At 56.3% G+C, this 15,024-nt stretch carries 16 protein-coding genes; 14 read left to right on the top strand and 2 right to left on the bottom strand.

Annotated features, from left to right (window positions below):
- Positions 1-328 precede the first annotated feature (328 nt).
- The 6 genes from AC27VQ_RS21775 to AC27VQ_RS21750 all read left to right on the top strand — a co-directional run bounded on the left by AC27VQ_RS21775 (position 329) and on the right by AC27VQ_RS21750 (position 6,013).
- Positions 329-1,099, top strand: a complete 771-nt coding sequence (locus tag AC27VQ_RS21775) for an ABC transporter ATP-binding protein (protein WP_488717939.1) — start codon at positions 329-331, stop codon at positions 1,097-1,099.
- Entirely contained in the window at positions 1,096-1,803 is a 708-nt protein-coding gene (locus tag AC27VQ_RS21770) for an ABC transporter ATP-binding protein (RefSeq protein WP_488717938.1), read from the top strand. Before AC27VQ_RS21775 ends, AC27VQ_RS21770 begins: the two co-directional genes overlap by 4 nt.
- 11 nt (positions 1,804-1,814) lie before the next feature.
- Positions 1,815-2,687, top strand: coding sequence for a branched-chain amino acid ABC transporter permease (locus tag AC27VQ_RS21765; RefSeq protein WP_488717937.1), 873 nt, complete (start codon positions 1,815-1,817; stop codon positions 2,685-2,687).
- Between the two features lie 12 nt (positions 2,688-2,699).
- Entirely contained in the window at positions 2,700-3,671 is a 972-nt protein-coding gene (locus AC27VQ_RS21760; protein ID WP_488717936.1) for a branched-chain amino acid ABC transporter permease, read from the top strand.
- 214 nt (positions 3,672-3,885) lie between these two features.
- The gene (locus AC27VQ_RS21755; protein WP_488717935.1) at positions 3,886-5,076 is read left to right on the top strand and encodes an aminotransferase-like domain-containing protein; all 1,191 of its coding nucleotides are present in this window, start codon (positions 3,886-3,888) and stop codon (positions 5,074-5,076) included.
- 145 nt (positions 5,077-5,221) lie between these two features.
- On the top strand, positions 5,222-6,013 hold the full coding sequence (locus tag AC27VQ_RS21750; RefSeq protein WP_488717934.1) for an HpcH/HpaI aldolase family protein: 792 nt from the start codon (positions 5,222-5,224) through the stop codon (positions 6,011-6,013).
- 59 nt (positions 6,014-6,072) lie between these two features.
- On the opposite strand, the gene AC27VQ_RS21745 is transcribed toward AC27VQ_RS21750, so the two are convergent.
- Both AC27VQ_RS21745 and AC27VQ_RS21740 read right to left on the bottom strand, forming a co-directional pair.
- Positions 6,073-6,924 carry a sulfite exporter TauE/SafE family protein gene (locus tag AC27VQ_RS21745; protein WP_488717998.1) on the bottom strand — a complete coding sequence of 284 codons (852 nt, stop codon included), beginning with the start codon at positions 6,922-6,924 and terminating at the stop codon, positions 6,073-6,075.
- A gap of 97 nt (positions 6,925-7,021) precedes the next feature.
- Complete coding sequence (locus AC27VQ_RS21740; protein WP_488717933.1) at positions 7,022-7,861, bottom strand: IclR family transcriptional regulator; 840 nt, start codon at positions 7,859-7,861, stop codon at positions 7,022-7,024.
- Between the two features lie 231 nt (positions 7,862-8,092).
- Here AC27VQ_RS21740 and AC27VQ_RS21735 point away from each other — a divergent pair, with 231 nt between their 5' ends.
- The 8 genes from AC27VQ_RS21735 to AC27VQ_RS21700 all read left to right on the top strand — a co-directional run bounded on the left by AC27VQ_RS21735 (position 8,093) and on the right by AC27VQ_RS21700 (position 15,005).
- A complete protein-coding gene (locus AC27VQ_RS21735) occupies positions 8,093-8,926 on the top strand; it encodes a transporter substrate-binding domain-containing protein (protein WP_488717932.1) in 834 nt (277 codons plus the stop codon).
- 86 nt (positions 8,927-9,012) lie between these two features.
- Positions 9,013-9,681: an amino acid ABC transporter permease gene (locus AC27VQ_RS21730; RefSeq protein WP_488717931.1), complete on the top strand. Its 669-nt coding sequence runs from the start codon at positions 9,013-9,015 to the stop codon at positions 9,679-9,681.
- Entirely contained in the window at positions 9,681-10,340 is a 660-nt protein-coding gene (locus AC27VQ_RS21725) for an amino acid ABC transporter permease (RefSeq protein ID WP_488717930.1), read from the top strand. The genes AC27VQ_RS21730 and AC27VQ_RS21725 overlap by 1 nt, the downstream gene beginning before the upstream one ends.
- A gap of 21 nt (positions 10,341-10,361) precedes the next feature.
- Positions 10,362-11,135: an amino acid ABC transporter ATP-binding protein gene (locus tag AC27VQ_RS21720; RefSeq protein ID WP_488717929.1), complete on the top strand. Its 774-nt coding sequence runs from the start codon at positions 10,362-10,364 to the stop codon at positions 11,133-11,135.
- Between the two features lie 42 nt (positions 11,136-11,177).
- Positions 11,178-11,537, top strand: a complete 360-nt coding sequence (locus AC27VQ_RS21715; RefSeq protein ID WP_488717928.1) for a RidA family protein — start codon at positions 11,178-11,180, stop codon at positions 11,535-11,537.
- An 87-nt stretch (positions 11,538-11,624) separates the two neighbouring features.
- Positions 11,625-12,860 carry an NAD(P)/FAD-dependent oxidoreductase gene (locus AC27VQ_RS21710; RefSeq protein ID WP_488717997.1) on the top strand — a complete coding sequence of 412 codons (1,236 nt, stop codon included), beginning with the start codon at positions 11,625-11,627 and terminating at the stop codon, positions 12,858-12,860.
- Between the two features lie 263 nt (positions 12,861-13,123).
- The gene (locus AC27VQ_RS21705) at positions 13,124-13,795 is read left to right on the top strand and encodes a helix-turn-helix transcriptional regulator (protein ID WP_488717927.1); all 672 of its coding nucleotides are present in this window, start codon (positions 13,124-13,126) and stop codon (positions 13,793-13,795) included.
- 118 nt (positions 13,796-13,913) lie between these two features.
- Positions 13,914-15,005 (top strand): amidohydrolase family protein, encoded by a 1,092-nt coding sequence (locus tag AC27VQ_RS21700; protein ID WP_488717926.1) that lies wholly within the window; start codon positions 13,914-13,916, stop codon positions 15,003-15,005.
- Positions 15,006-15,024 lie beyond the last annotated feature (19 nt).

Raw genomic sequence — 15,024 nt, 5'->3', positions numbered from 1 at the left:
GTGTTAGCGAGTCGCGTGGTTCCCTTCAGCCAATTTGTGACGTCCTTCAGATGATATTTGCGGCCTCTTGGCGCAAGCTATTACTTAGCAATTCTACTAGATTGTTCGCAACAAAGAGCAGTCGAGGGGCTGCCGAAAAAGCTATTGACTGCGTTCTCTGACACGTCCGATTGGGTGTCAACGCATTTCTCTATCTCTCGGCATCCTCGACGGCTGATGTCCGCGCACTTGAACGTGGCGTGCCTCCGTTGTGTTGAACGCCCAAAGCAGCGGGCCGGCTTGTCCTCCCAAGCAGCCGGTCCGCACCGAATTGAGGAGATGGAAAGCGATGCTCCAATGCGATCAGGTCACCATGGAGTTTGGTTCATTCCGAGCGGTGGACAAGTGTTCTTTCTCGGTTGAGCAAGGGTCCATAACGGGCCTGATCGGGCCCAATGGCGCTGGCAAGTCCACAATGTTTAACATGATAGCCGGGGCGTTTAGCAACACTTCCGGCCGCATTGTCTACGAAGGCGAGGATATTACCGCCTTGACCACCGATAAGCGCTTTCACAAGGGCCTCGTTCGGACATTTCAAATTCCACATGAATTTCACAACCTCACCGTGCTGGAAAACTTGATGATGGTGCCGCCACGGCAAAGTGGCGAGACGCTGTTCAACAACTGGCTTTCGCCAAGAAAGGTCGCCGAGGTCGAGCAGCAGACATATGCCCGCGCGATGGAAGCCCTTCAATTCCTGGAACTCACACATGTAATGGACGAGCGCGCCGGTCGGTTGTCCGGAGGGCAGAAGAAGTTGTTGGAACTGGGACGGACGATCATGACCGACGCCAAGCTCGTTCTGCTCGATGAGCCCGCCGCTGGCGTCAATCGCACCTTGCTCAGGAAGCTTGAGGAAAAGATCCAGTATTTGAACCGAGAACGAGGGTACACGTTCATTTTGATCGAACATGACATGGAAATGATCGAGAAGCTCTGTGGTCCAATTATCTGCATGGCCGAAGGAAAGGTCCTTATCCAAGGCGATTTCCAAACCGTAAGATCAGACCCTCGCGTTCTAGAGGCCTATCTCGGCGAACGCCAGGAGGTGCTCCATTGAGCGCTATCCTTACCTTGTCGAATATTCGCGGCGGCTATGGCGATGCTGACATCCTCATAGATGTTTCGATGGAAGTCTCGCCTGGTGAGATCGTCGCAATCGTCGGACCAAACGGAGCCGGCAAATCGACATCCATGAAGGCCATCTTCGGACTGCTGAAGGTGCGAGCCGGCGCTATCAAGGTCGACGGCACCGACATCACCGGCTGGGCTCCGAACCGCATCGTGCAGCAGGGCGTAAGCTATGTGCCTCAGGTCGATAACATCTTCGGCGAAATGTCGGTGCATGAAAACCTTGAGATGGGCGCCTTCCTTCGAAAAGGCGATTACTCGGCAGCCTGCGACAGGGTCTACGGGTTGTTTCCCGACCTCAAACTGAAGCGGAAAGCGGCGGCAGGAAGCTTGTCGGGAGGGCAACGTCAGATGGTGGCGATGGGCCGGGCGCTGATGCTCGATACAAAAGTGCTCCTGCTCGATGAGCCGACGGCCGGCCTTTCACCAAAGTACATGGAACAAATCTTCCAGATCAGCCGGAACATACGCGACACTGGTGTTGCGATCTTGCTGGTCGAACAGCACGCGAAGCAGGCTCTCGCCTTCGCTGACCGCGGCTACGTTCTCGCTGCCGGGACCAACCGGCATCATGGAACAGGCCAAGAGCTTCTTGCCGACCGGGCAGTCGCTGAAATGTTTCTGGGTGGGTAGGCAGAGCGACGATGGACTTTCTGAGCTTCGTAAATTTTCATATCATTCCCGGCGTCGTGATTGGGTCAATCTATGCGCTTGGCGCTATCGGCATCACTCTGGTGTTCTCGATCATGCGCCACGCTCATCTCGCGCATGGCGACATGGCGGCTTTGGGCGCATTCCTCGCATTCGCGGTGGTGGCAGCCTTCGGCGTATCGCCCTATTTCGCGTTGCCAGTTGCAGTGATTGCAACCGGCGTCCTGGCCATCGGTATCGACAGGCTGTTCTATGAGCACCTGCGAAATCGGCCGAAGATCCTGACAACGATCTCTTCTCTCGGCATCGGACTCATGCTTCGCTCCGTGATCCAGATCGTCTGGGGCGTCAATACATCGGTCTATGTTGCCGGCATCTCGCGTCCGAACAACTGGTTTGGCTTGCGGATCAAAAATGCCGAACTGGTGACGCTGGGATCGACGATCGTTATCGTTCTTGCGCTGATCGCCTTTTTGACCCGTACGAAATGGGGCAAAGCAATGCGCGCAATGTCGGACAATCGCAATCTGGCGCTCCTCTCCGGCATCGACAATGCCAAGGTTGTGGCTCTTACATGGTTCATCGTCGGCGGCCTCTGTGCGGCCGCGGGCTTTTTCCTCGGAATGAACACCGAACTGAAGTCGATGATGGGGTGGAACATTCTCCTCCCCGTATTCGCCGCTGCAATCCTTGGCGGCGTCGGGCGGCTGGAAGGCGCCATTGTGGGCGGCCTGATCGTCGGTATCATCGAAGAATCCTCAGTTCTCTTTATCCCCGCCGAGTATAAGGCGTTGAGCTCGTTCACCGTGCTTCTGCTGGTGCTTCTCATCCGACCGACGGGCATTTTTCGCGGAAAAATTCTCTAGGGAGGGCGGGCAATGGATCTGCTTACTGCACTAAATTATCCGGTCTACCTTGCGATCTTCATCTGCATATATGGCTTCCTTGCCATTGGCTTGAATGTCCAATGGGGCTATGCTGGCTTGTTCAACGCCGGCATCGCAGGCTTCTTTGCCGTTGGCGCCTATACGACATCCATACTGACGTCTCCCGACGTTGCAGACCGGCTGGGCGGGTTCGACCTACCGGCGCCGGTCGGGATTGTCGGTGCGATGTTGCTGTCAGCCGTGATCGCCTGGCCAATAGGAAAGATTTGCCTTCGGTTCCGCGGCGACTATCTCGCGATCGTCACGATCGGCGTGGCGGAAGCCATTCGCCTGGTCGCACGCTCTGAGTACTGGCTCACAGGGTCGACACAGGGCGTGAGCAATGTTCCCCGTCCTTTCGGCGATCTGCCCTATGCACAAGCGCAGTTGGCATATCTGGCGGTCGCTGCGACCATCCTCTTGGTTGTTTATCTTCTGGTCGAGCGTCTGGCAAAGTCCCCTTGGGGTCGGATGATGCGGTCCATTCGTGACAACGAGCAGGCCGCCGCCGCGATGGGCAAGGACGTACCGTTACGCCGCCTTGAGGCATTCATTCTCGGCGCCGCTCTTATGGGGCTTGGTGGCGCGCTGTATGCCCATCTTAGCCGCGGTGTTACGCCGGATGCCATTGATCCTATGGTGTCGTCGTTCCTGATCTGGATCATGGTCATTCTTGGCGGGTCGGGAAACAACCGTGGCGTCCTGCTCGGTGTCTTGGTCGTATGGGTAATCTGGTCAGCCTCCGAATTCGTCACCGACATGCTTCCGTCTGCAATAGCCCTCCAGGCCAAATACGGTCGCATCTTTCTGATCGGTTTGCTGCTGCAACTGGTGCTGCGGTTTCGTCCTGAAGGTATCCTGCCAGAGCCCCTCTCGAAGGTCAGAGTCAGAAAGAAGGACATGCCGAATTCGGCCGGTAAGTGAGCACGAACCGAGGAACATCCAGCCTGACGGACGTCAGGCACGGCGGTGGCAATTCTGAAAGTCCATCGCAAGATGCATCGGTTTCGGACGCCATTGACGCCAGCAGCCAGTGGCACTGACGCCACGTGATCTGCCGCTCTTACAAAAACACCCGTGTTTCGACGGAACCACGCGCGCCGTTGCGCGCAAACCGTCTCGAGAAAGGAATAGAAAAATGACAGTCCATTACGCAGATCGGATGATCAACGTGAAACCATCCGCAATTCGGGAGCTTCTACAGCTCGGTTCGGATCCCTCGGTCATCTCCTTCGGCGGCGGCTATCCCGACGCCACGCTTTTTCCGCTCGAGCAGTTGAACGCCGTCTTCACGTCATCCATTCTCGAAAAGGGGCGCGATGCTCTGCAGTATACCGTGTCTAACGGCACACCGAAGCTGCGCGCCCAGATAGCCGGCCGAATGACCGGCGAAGGCATTGGCTGCACCGAGGACAATGTTCTCGTTCTTCAGGGCGGTCAGCAGGGCCTCGACCTGGTTGCAAAGCTGTTGATCAACAAGGGCGATGTAATCATCACCGAAGATCCGACGTTCCTCGGAGCGCTGATCGCCTTCAATCCTTACGAGCCACGCTACGCAACCGTCCCGATGGACGAAAACGGCATGGACATCGACGCGCTCGAGCAGACCCTGAAGGCCAACCCCGACGCGAAGTTCATCTACACGGTACCCGACTTCCAGAATCCGACCGGCGTGACCATGAGCCTGGAACGCCGCAAGCAGCTCGTCGAGCTGGCCAATCGATACGATATCATGATCGTGGAAGATTCTCCGTACCGTGAGATCCGTTTCGAAGGCACATCGATCGCCCCAATCAAGACCTTCGATACCGAGGATAGGGTCATCTATCTCGGCAGCTTCTCGAAAATCCTCGCGCCCGGCCTGCGTCTGGGATGGTCGGTTGCATCAGACGACATCACCCAGCGTTTGGGTTTGCTGAAGCTGGCAGCAGATACCCAGTGCAGCACCCTGAACATGGCGGCGGTCTCGCTGTACCTCGAAACCTATGACATCGAGCAGCACATTACCAATATCCGCCAGACCTATCTCCGCAGAAGGGATCTGATGCTGGATACAATCCGCAGCACATTTCCACAGGAGGTTTGCTTTACAGAGCCGAGCGGTGGGATGTTCACGTGGCTCACCTTCCAGGGTGGCTTCGATGCCGGCCGCTTCATGAAGGAGAAGCTGCTCCCTGAAGCAAAGATCGCCTACGTTCCAGGCGCGCCTTTCTTCGCTCGCGACGCGCGGCCGAACCATGCGCGCATCAGCTATTCGAACCAGACGGATGAACGAATTGTTGACGGCATCACGAGGCTTGGAAAGCTCCTCAAGGCAAACGCCACCTGAGCAACACCCAATCAGTGGAGATCCGCGGCCGGAAACGGCCGTGGCTTACCGTTGCTCGATGAAAGACCCCGATATCAGTCTGCCGGACTATAGCAGCTGATATCGGCGTTAGCAGTTCCTAGATCGGCAGAGGACCGGCAGAAGCATGACACAGCAGCCCGCACGAGACATGTTCAAAGAACGGTTGAAACGCAACGAGGCCCTGTTCGGGACCATGATCGTGGAGTTCGTAACGCCCGGCATTGCCGCGCTTGTTACGTCGAGCGGTTCTGATTTCATTATGTATGACATGGAGCATTCCGGAATTGGCTTGGAAACGATCAAGACCCAGATCGCATGCTGCCGAGGTCTGCCGATTACACCTCTCGTGCGCGTGCCAACCGGCGAGTATCACTTTATCGCGCGCGCACTCGACATAGGAGCTCATGGCATCATGGTGCCGATGGTCGAGACCCGCCAAGAGGCGGAAGCTATCGTGGCGGCCTGCAAATATCCCCCTGATGGACGACGCGGTGCGATGTTCTCGGCCGCACACGACGACTATTCCGATGGTCCGATCATTGACAAGATCGAAGGCGCCAACAGGCGCAATGTCGTAATTTGTCAGATTGAGACCGAAATTGGCCTGTCCAACGTCGAGGAAATTGCACTCGTGAAGGGCGTGGACGTACTCTGGCTTGGACACACGGATCTGGCAAATTTTCTTGACATTCCCGGGCAATTCAGCAGCCAGCTCTTCGAGGACGCAATTAAGCGGATCTCCGAGGCCGCTCGCAGGAACAACGTCGCCGCTGCGGTGGTGGTCGCAGACTCAGATTCTGCGCGTCGCTACTGGGATCTCGGCTTCAAGATCATCGCCTTTGGCCTGGATCAACTCATCTACCAGAGAGCCCTCACTCAGGGAATTGCTGACCTGCACCGCGTCACCGCTGAGTGAGCACTCGGCTATGGGGCTGCGCGTATTGAAGATTACCTCGCACGCCTTGTCGGCATCACCTATCCGACCAGGGAATAGAGGAAACGCAGGCAGATCAGCAAAAGGAACGTGCCGAAGGCTATCTCGAGATGGCGGCGCGAAAGACCATGTGCGAGCTTCACTCCGAAAGGTGTTGCGAGCAGGCTGGTCGGCACGAACAGGATGAAGCCGATAAACGACACGTAGCCCAGCGCCAGCGGCGGCTGAAGCACTTCGATCATTTGATGTTCCGCAGCACGCTGCCAGCCGGCATAGATATAACCAAGCGCGCCAGGTACCGAAACCAGGACGCCAACACCGGCGGACGTGGCGACAGCATGGTGAATGGGACGATTGTAGAAAGTCATGAACATGGTCGACAACTGACCACCCCCAATTCCCATCAACGACGATAGCACGCCGATAACCAATCCACTCGCGCGCGTCGTCATGCTGCCGGGCAGTTCGTCGCCCAGCATCCAGTTGCTGCGCCAAAGTAACCGTATCGCGGAGACGCCAGCAACCACGACAAAGACCAGCTTGAATAGTTCTGGAGGGGCATAGCGGGCAATCGCGCTACCACCGGCAACGCCCAGAACGATCGGAAGCGCCCAGAGCTTCAGCAACGCCACATCCACCGCCCCGCGCGCCCGATGCGCCCGGTACGACCTGATCGATGTCGGTATTATGATGGCCAGCGACGTGCCGACGCACAACGGCATGCGCACTTCATCTGGCACGCCGAGATAGTCGAAAAGCTCGTAGAGCACCGGCACGATCACGGTGCCTCCGCCAACACCGAAGAGACCAGCCAGGACACCGGTTAGAGCGCCGGCGGCAAGCAAGCTCACGCTCAGTAACATTAGGGTTTGAACGTCGATGTCCATCGTCACAAAGTCCATTTACAGTCAGCAGATCTGTCATCAGCGTCCGCAGCGCTTAGTTGGCGCCAGGCGTGTGTGTGCTTCATGGGCGAAACACCTCATCCCATCACGTGATGCGCTGATCCAGCCTTTTGATAGCTTGCTCACCTAGCTCCCAGTAAACGTCTTTAAGGATTTGAGTGAGTTCGCTGCAATGCGATCGAAGGACCGCCGCCAGTTCCTCGAGCCGGCTTTCAAGTTCGGCTATCGGCATCATGAGACACAATGTAGCGATACAGCGTCCGGTATTGTTGAAAACCGGGGCAGCCAGTGTTCCGATGAAACTGTCAACCAGGCCTCGACCCACAGCAAAGCCGCGGTGTTCGGCTTCAGTGATATCGTTGACAAATTCATCGAAATCAACCGATTTACCATTGCCGAAAACATAGTCGGACGAGGGTATGCATCGCTTCAACGTATCCACTGGCACGCCGCTTAGCTGCACCCGCGCTGATGCAGCTTGCGGAAGTGGATGACGCGATCCTTCGACTGCGCGCAAATAGTTGTGTCCCCGCCCGGTTTCGCTCTGCAATATTAACTGCTTCCAGTTCTCGACGATATTCAGTTCCGCGACCTCTCCCGTCGATTGCGCGAGCCTCTGCAAGACTTTTCGCGACGTCTGCTCAAAATGAGCCTGCCGTGAATAAGCGAGCCCCGCTAGGGCGGAGCGATATCCAAGACTTACGCCGCCATCCGCTTTCTGCGTCAACCAACCCCGTGCGACAAGCTGATCGACAAATGCGTAAACCGTCGATCGTGGCCACTGCAAACTCGTAGCCAATTGGTTCCGTGTGACGGCTTCTTGTAATGTCTCGCAGTACTCCAAGAGGTCCAAGATCCGCTCAGTTCCCTTTGCGCGCTGCATTCCAAATCCTTTTTGGACCTCACTGCTCTTCAGATCCGACATTCATCTACCCCAAGTTCCAGCACCGGCTGCGGCTCAAATTTTCAGAAAGACCGCAACCTAACGCTTTCAAATTCATCTGCGAATACCCCGTGAACCCTTCCCAGTCCATCTCCCGTCCGCCGGCCAATCGAAAGTAAAATTATGACAGTTGACAGACATCTTCCTCTATGGTGAACATTAATCTGTTATCATAATCACAAGTCCACTACAATAGACAAAAGGGGGAACTTTATGAAAACGTCACTTTTGGCTTTCTGCATCGCTTCAGCAGTCGCCTTGATACCGTCAGGACATGCACGGGCGGACACGCTCGATACGGTTCTGAAGCGGGGACATATTGTCGTCGGTACTGGCAGCACCAACGCGCCGTGGCACTACCTCGACGAGAAGGGTGAGTTGCAGGGCTTTGACATCACGATTGCTCGCATCCTTGCCAAGGGCCTCTTCGATGACCCGACTAAGGTCGAATTTGTTGATCAATCTGCCGATGCCCGCATCGCCAACCTGATCACCGATAAGGTCGATATTACCTGCCAGTTCATGACTGTAACGTCTCAGCGCGCACTGCAGGTCGAGTTCACGATCCCCTATTATCGCGAAGGCGTGGGCCTGCTCCTGAGCAAGAACGGTAAGTACAAGAGCTTTGAAGAAGTTAAGGCCGCCGGCAGTTCTGCAACGGTTTCGATCCTTCAAACACCCTTTGGCGAAAGCTGGGTCCACAAAGCCCTTCCTGAAGCAAATGTCGAGCTTTACGAAAGCGTTGACCTTGAAATTCAGGCGTTGAACAGCGGCCGTCTTGATGGCGCGGTTATCGATGTCTCCAACATCAGGTGGCTCCTCCAGACAGATCCGGAGCGATATCTCGACGCTGGCTACTACTGGCAGCCGAACAGCTATGCTTGCGCTGTGAAGAAGGGCGATCAGGTATGGCTCAACTGGGTCAACACTGCCATCCATGAAGCAATCGCCGGCGTAGATTTCGACGACTATGCGGCCGCGTATGAGAAGTACTTTGGGGTCAAGCTCACTCCGCCCGCCATTGGCGTTCCTGTAGAGTACAGATAGTCCGCAACAGCATCGCACTCGCCTGTGAGATCAGTGGCCCGAACCCCGGGGCACTGATCTCTGACGCCACGAGGTTATGGACCCCGATGAACTATTCCTTGAATTTCGATCCTGTCTTCAGAAGTTTCGACAGGCTTCTGGAAGGGCTGGCGCTAAGCCTGATGATCGCCGTCCTCGCCGTCGGCATCGGTGTCATCATCGGTTTCTTCATCGCATTCGGCATGGTCTCGAAGAACTCGCTGATCTCTCGTGCCAGCAAGCTCTATGTCGTCGTGCTGCGCAACATACCGGTGTTGCTCATCTTGTTTTTCATATTTTTCGCCTTGCCACAGATTGGTGTGCGTTGGGGTAAGATAACCTCCTGCATCGCTGCGCTGGCGATCTACGCGGGAGCCATTCTTGCTGAAGTGTTCAGAGGCGGGTTGCTTTCGGTTCCGAAGGGTCTTTCAGAGGCTGGCCTCGCAATCGGCTTAAGACCTTTGCAGATCAAGGTGAACATCGTAATCCCCGTCATGCTACGCGCGGCACTTCCCGGCGTCGGCAACAGCTTCATCTCGCTTTTCAAAGATACGTCGCTGGCGGCCGCGATCGCGGTGCCTGAACTCACATACTACGCCCGGAAGATAAATGGAGAGAGCTATCGGATCGTAGAGACGTGGCTCGTCACGACCGCGCTCTACGTTGCAACCACTTTCCTGATTGCATCCGCTCTCCGGTTCGCCGAATGGCGCATAAAGCTGCGGGGACAGCGTTGATGAATCTTGCCCAGTTCGCAATTGAACTTTCCAATGTCTGGCCCCGACTTCTATCGGGCGCCGCGACGACTTTGTTCGTGTCGCTGTGGTCGATTGCCATCGGAAGCGTGATTGGCTGCCTCGTCGGCCTGGTGATGCACTATAGCCGCCTGCCGTTCCGCCTACTCGGATGGTTTTATCTGGACATCATGCGGGGCACACCAGTTCTCGTTCTAGTTTTGGCCAGCTACTACATAACGCCAATGCTGGGCTGGGGACTGAGCGCCATGAGCGCCGGAATGCTTGCTTTGGCCGCATTCTGCGGTGCGCATGTGGCCGAGGTGATCCGCGGGGGAATTGCCTCCGTGCCCGCAGGCCAAACAGAAGCCGCAAAGAGCATCGGGTTGACCTTTTCGGGCATTCTGATCCACGTCATAATGCCCCAGGCGCTCCGGCAGGCGCTTCCCGCTTGGACCATTGCGGCGATCGAGATCGTGAAGGCATCCGCCCTCTTATCCGTCATCGGCATTCCCGAACTTTTGCTTTCCACACAGCAAATCGTTTCGCGAAACTTCATGAACGCCCAATTCTACATTGTCGCCGGGATTCTGTATTTCGCCGTCAACTTTACGCTGTCGGCGGTTGGCAAGCGTGTTGAGCGAGCGCTGGCGCACCAGTGACAGTAAGGACAAATAAGACACATGACTGAGAAATTGCTCGAAATCAAAGGGTTAACCAAGAGCTATGGTCAACTCCAGGTGCTAAAAGGCATAGACATCGACGTCGCCAAGGGCGAAGTCGTCTCGCTGATCGGCGCAAGCGGGTCAGGCAAGACGACATTGCTGCGCTGCGTCAATCTCCTTGAAGAATTTGACGGCGGCGCGATCAGGCTTGGGGGCCAGGAAATCGGCTATCGGAGCGATGGCAATCGCCGCGTGCCGCTATCCGAGCGGGCCAGAGCGTCGCACAGGGCGCTGACTGGGATGGCCTTCCAGCAGTTCAACCTGTTCCCTCACAAGACGGCGCTGGGCAATGTCATGCTCGGACTGGTCAAGACGCTCGGGATGCAAAGGGACGCTGCGGTCAGCCTCGCCGAGAAGTGGCTCGATCGTGTCGGGATGCTTGAGCGCAAAGATCACTATCCGGCACAATTGTCAGGCGGCCAGCAACAGCGTGTGGCGATCGCGCGGGCGGTGGCCATGAATCCGAAGCTCATGCTTTTCGATGAAGTGACCTCGGCACTCGATCCGGAACTCGTAAACGAGGTTCTCAACGTCGTCAGAAGCCTGGCAAACGACGGGATGACGATGCTTCTGGTGACGCATGAGATGCGATTTGCACACGACGTGTCGAACCGGGTCATCTTTATGAACAACGGCCAGATCCATGAGCAGGGCGATCCGAAGATGATGTTTCGGAACCCGCAATCCGCGCGGCTGGCCGAGTTCCTCTCCACGTCCTCATTTCACTTGTAGGCAGCTCAAACCGAGCCGCCAAATACCCTGAAAGGAAAATCGATGATTGAACGTCTTCATACGGGCAGCCGCATGAGCCAGGTCGTGACCTATCCCCTGTCGGGTTCGATGGTCGTGCTTGCTGGTCAAGTATCCGACGATCGCTCGCTTGATTTCATCGGGCAGGTCAAGAATATTCTGGCCAAGACCGACCGCCTGCTTGCAGAAGCAGGCGTCAGCAAGTCTGACTTGGTTTCAGCCTATGTTTGGCTGCCCGATGTGGTGAAGGACTTCGACACCATGAACGAGATCTGGGATGCGTGGATCGACCCCAAGAACCCACCGGTCCGCGCCTGCGTCGGCGCACCCCTGAGCGATCCGAACCTCAAGGTCGAGATCCAGGTCATGGCCCACAAGGCCTAGTACAGCAAGGCGGCTCGTCCGCTCCGCCAAGCCCCACCTGGCCGACCAGCTTTGCTGGAATACTCGAGTTCCAGGCATTAAGGAGACATCGTGGATACGATTGTGATCGGCGCCGGAATGGTCGGCGTCTCGACGGCGCTCGCGCTGCAGGCTCGCGGGCATCGGGTTGTACTGGTGGATCGAAAGGCGCCAGGGCTTGAAACGAGCTATGGCAACGGAGGACTTATCCAGTCAGAAGCGGCTGAACCCCATCCTGCGCCACGCTCGCTGAAAGCCCTGCTTGCTGTCGGCCGCAAGACCACGAACGACGTAAACTGGCATCTTGCGGATTTGCCGCAATATCTGTGGCCTCTTTTCGCATATTATAGAAACTCCAGGCCCGAAACGTTCCGCCAGGCTGCCGAAGTATATAGCCAACTTACCCGGCGCGCCACGGAGGACCACGCGCCGTTGATCGCAGCAGCAGGTGCGGAAGCCCTGTTACGGCGCGATGGCTATCGAGCCGTTTATCGAACATCCTTTGCAATGGATCTTGCTGTCGCCAAAGCAGAACGCATCCGCGAGCACTACGGAGTCGCGAGCCGAACTATGTCGGCTCGCGAGCTTGAAATTGCAGAACCAGGGCTCAAGAGAAGCCTTGAGGGCGCGATCCATTGGACAGGCACGTGGAGGTGTTCGGATCCGGGTGCACTTGTCAAAGCATACAGTGATCTATTCGTGTCACGCGGGGGTGAGGTTCACCTTGGCGATGCGGCCACGTTGACGAATGTCGATAGCCGATGGCAGGTGCAGACAAAATCCGGATTACTCGAGGCAGGACAGGCGGTCGTATCACTGGGGCCATGGTCTAAAAATGCCCTGAAACGGCTCGGCTACACCGTTCCGATGTTCAACATGCGGGGATATCATCGCCACTATCATCCACCAGCCGATTTGAAACTTCCGGTACTAGACGCGGAGCGCGGGGCTTTTTTGTCGCTCATGCGTAAAGGTCTGCGCATAGGAACGGGTGCAGACCTAACCCATAGGACATCGAAGACGACACCGCCCCAAGTCGTGCAGTCGGAAACCTCCGCCCGCGAGTTGTTTGATTTTGGACCCGCCGTCGAGGAACCCTTATGGTTTGGCGACAGACCGTGTATGGTTGACATGCTTCCGGTAGTCGGACCGGCTCCATCGCATCGCAATCTCTGGTTCAATTTTGGCCACGGCCACCAAGGCTTCACACTGGGGCCTACAACCGGACGGCTGCTGGCGGAAGCGATTTCGGGTGAGAAAGACAATCTCTTCGAAAAGTTGGATTTCAAGCGATTTCGCGCATAGCGCGGCCCAGCTTCATGTATCCGTTCGTCAACACCGACTGTTTCTTCACTCCTGCGCGAGAATGGCCTTCTTGTTGAAACGGTGACTTTCTTGAGAAAGACACGCTTGTCGGTCTGTGCAGTGATTTCGCAACGAAACTAAGTGCCGATTACCACGCAATCTAAAGGGCTGTGGCGTTGCAAATCACTCGTCAACATCTAGCTGGCAGCGATGGATTTACATCGACGGTTGCAGCGCTGGTCTCTCCGGAAACCAGCGCCAGCATGGCCGCCGACTTTATATCCGATTTCGTCCAAAGTCTTGGCTTCGACCACTTCTCTTTCGCAATCGCGCCGACGGCCAGGTATAATGGCGAGTCGGGCATCATACTCACCGACTACTCATCTCAATGGCTATCGAAATACCGCGCATGCGATTATCGCGAAGGAGATCCTCTGCTCGCAGAGTGCAGAAACCAATGTGTTCCGTTCCGGTGGGGAGGACGCGCCTATCTCAAAAGCCTGGGAAAGTATCCCAGAAGTCTTCTGCTCGAGGCCATGGATTTCGGCATTGCCGAGGGCTTCACGATCCCCTTGCGGGGCACCGGAGGCGAGTTGGCGGTGTTCAGTGGAGTGTATGCCGACATTAAAGGAGAGAACCTTGCGAGTTGGCGCGACGGGTATGAGTGGCTCGTGTCACTCGCCCCATTCGTCCACGCCTTTGCGATCCGTCAGATTGACAAGCATACGACTACGGGCGACGGGATCGTACTAAGCGACCAAGAGCGCATCTGCCTTAGCTGGACCCTCAAGGGCAAGACATCCTGGGAAATCGCCCAGATCATCGGGCGAAGCCGGCCCACTGTGGAATATCATCTCCAAAAAGCGATGAGAAAATTGGACGCATCCAACAAGGCGCATGCTGCTGCTTTGGCATTGAAGCGAGGCTTGATGTAGCGCCCTTGGCATCAAAACTAGCAATGTGAATAGTTGCCTACACGATAGCCGATCCTAAAATCGTTCATCAGATCACGCGAATAAGCGCGACACAAAATGGGTGAACGAATGACAAAAGATGCAGGTACCGCACGAGCGGTTTGGGAGCAGTTTCACGCTTAAGCGGATGAAACCTGCGTGCCAGATTCGTCATAGACGATTTATCCGCACACCCGGTGATGGCGCACACATTCCGAACGACTTGATTGAGCGCACACTGGCCGTGGCCGACAACCAATCTGAAAGATGCCGAGAATTCGGCGGGGGATCGCGCGTGTACGACGGACCGATTATCGATGCCCATCACCACCTTTGGGATCTGTCGATGGACAAGCACCCGTGGCTCGCTCCGACAAGCGCGGGCGTGCCGTTGGAGGGCCTGAAAAAGCTTCGTTATTCCTATCTCCCCGAGCACTATACGGCCGACACAGCGCGTCACAATGTGGTCGCCAGCGTGCACGTCGAAGCGCTATGGGATAGCGCCGATTGCGTTGGCGAAACCCAATGGCTGGAAACACTTGATAAATCGATTGATGTGGCCCTCCGTTATGTTGTTGCGGCTCCACTCGGCACGGCCAGTGCACGCAGCATCCTCAACGAACAGGCGTCTTTCGATCGTGTTGTGGGCGTTCGTGGCATAGTCAGCCATCATCCGGATCCCGGGAAGACATTCGTAACTAACCCCGATCTGGCTTACGATAGGCAATGGCGAAGCGATGTCGCTATTCTGGAGAAGCTCGGGCTTCATCTCGAGCTTATGATGTACCCCTACCAGGCGCAGGCGGTCACGGATCTGGCGCAAGCCTTTCCCGATCTGCAGATCATCGTTAATCACTGTGGCAGCCCGATCGATCGGGATGTCGAAGGGATGCAGCGCTGGCGGGCAGGTCTTGGTCAGATCTCCGCCTGCGACAATGTCGCGCTGAAAATCTCCAATCCCAGCGCATACGACCCGAACTGGACCTACCAGTCGATCGAGGCGGTGGTTCTTGGCTGCATCAGCGCCTTTGGCATCGATCGCTGCATGTTTGGCACCGACTATCCGGTGGCGCGACTGAACATGACGATCGATGACGTCTACACCAACTTCAAATTAGCGACTGCGAAGCTTCGACTCTCTGATCAACGAGCACTCTTTCACGACAACGCGATGCGTCTCTATCGCATGTAACCAGCGTCACCTCAAATTT

The sequence above is a fragment of the Shinella sp. 20P9.1.1 genome (genome assembly GCF_057798995.1).
The sequence above is the reverse complement of the archived record's forward strand: the minus strand, read 5'-3'. Positions and strand labels throughout refer to the sequence as shown.

Bases quoted from the DNA above. Each gene is read 5' to 3' on its own strand.
- AC27VQ_RS21725 (WP_488717930.1), top strand. From the start codon at position 9,681: ATGAATCTTGCCCAGTTCGCAATTGAACTTTCCAATGTCTGGCCCCGA.
- AC27VQ_RS21740 (WP_488717933.1), bottom strand. From the start codon at position 7,861: ATGTCGGATCTGAAGAGCAGTGAGGTCCAAAAAGGATTTGGAATGCAG.
- AC27VQ_RS21760 (WP_488717936.1), top strand. From the start codon at position 2,700: ATGGATCTGCTTACTGCACTAAATTATCCGGTCTACCTTGCGATCTTC.
- AC27VQ_RS21705 (WP_488717927.1), top strand. From the start codon at position 13,124: ATGGCCGCCGACTTTATATCCGATTTCGTCCAAAGTCTTGGCTTCGAC.
- AC27VQ_RS21775 (WP_488717939.1), top strand. From the start codon at position 329: ATGCTCCAATGCGATCAGGTCACCATGGAGTTTGGTTCATTCCGAGCG.
- AC27VQ_RS21715 (WP_488717928.1), top strand. From the start codon at position 11,178: ATGATTGAACGTCTTCATACGGGCAGCCGCATGAGCCAGGTCGTGACC.
- AC27VQ_RS21700 (WP_488717926.1), top strand. From the start codon at position 13,914: ATGCAGGTACCGCACGAGCGGTTTGGGAGCAGTTTCACGCTTAAGCGG.
- AC27VQ_RS21765 (WP_488717937.1), top strand. From the start codon at position 1,815: ATGGACTTTCTGAGCTTCGTAAATTTTCATATCATTCCCGGCGTCGTG.
- AC27VQ_RS21735 (WP_488717932.1), top strand. From the start codon at position 8,093: ATGAAAACGTCACTTTTGGCTTTCTGCATCGCTTCAGCAGTCGCCTTG.
- AC27VQ_RS21730 (WP_488717931.1), top strand. From the start codon at position 9,013: ATGAACTATTCCTTGAATTTCGATCCTGTCTTCAGAAGTTTCGACAGG.
- AC27VQ_RS21750 (WP_488717934.1), top strand. From the start codon at position 5,222: ATGACACAGCAGCCCGCACGAGACATGTTCAAAGAACGGTTGAAACGC.
- AC27VQ_RS21755 (WP_488717935.1), top strand. From the start codon at position 3,886: ATGACAGTCCATTACGCAGATCGGATGATCAACGTGAAACCATCCGCA.
- AC27VQ_RS21720 (WP_488717929.1), top strand. From the start codon at position 10,362: ATGACTGAGAAATTGCTCGAAATCAAAGGGTTAACCAAGAGCTATGGT.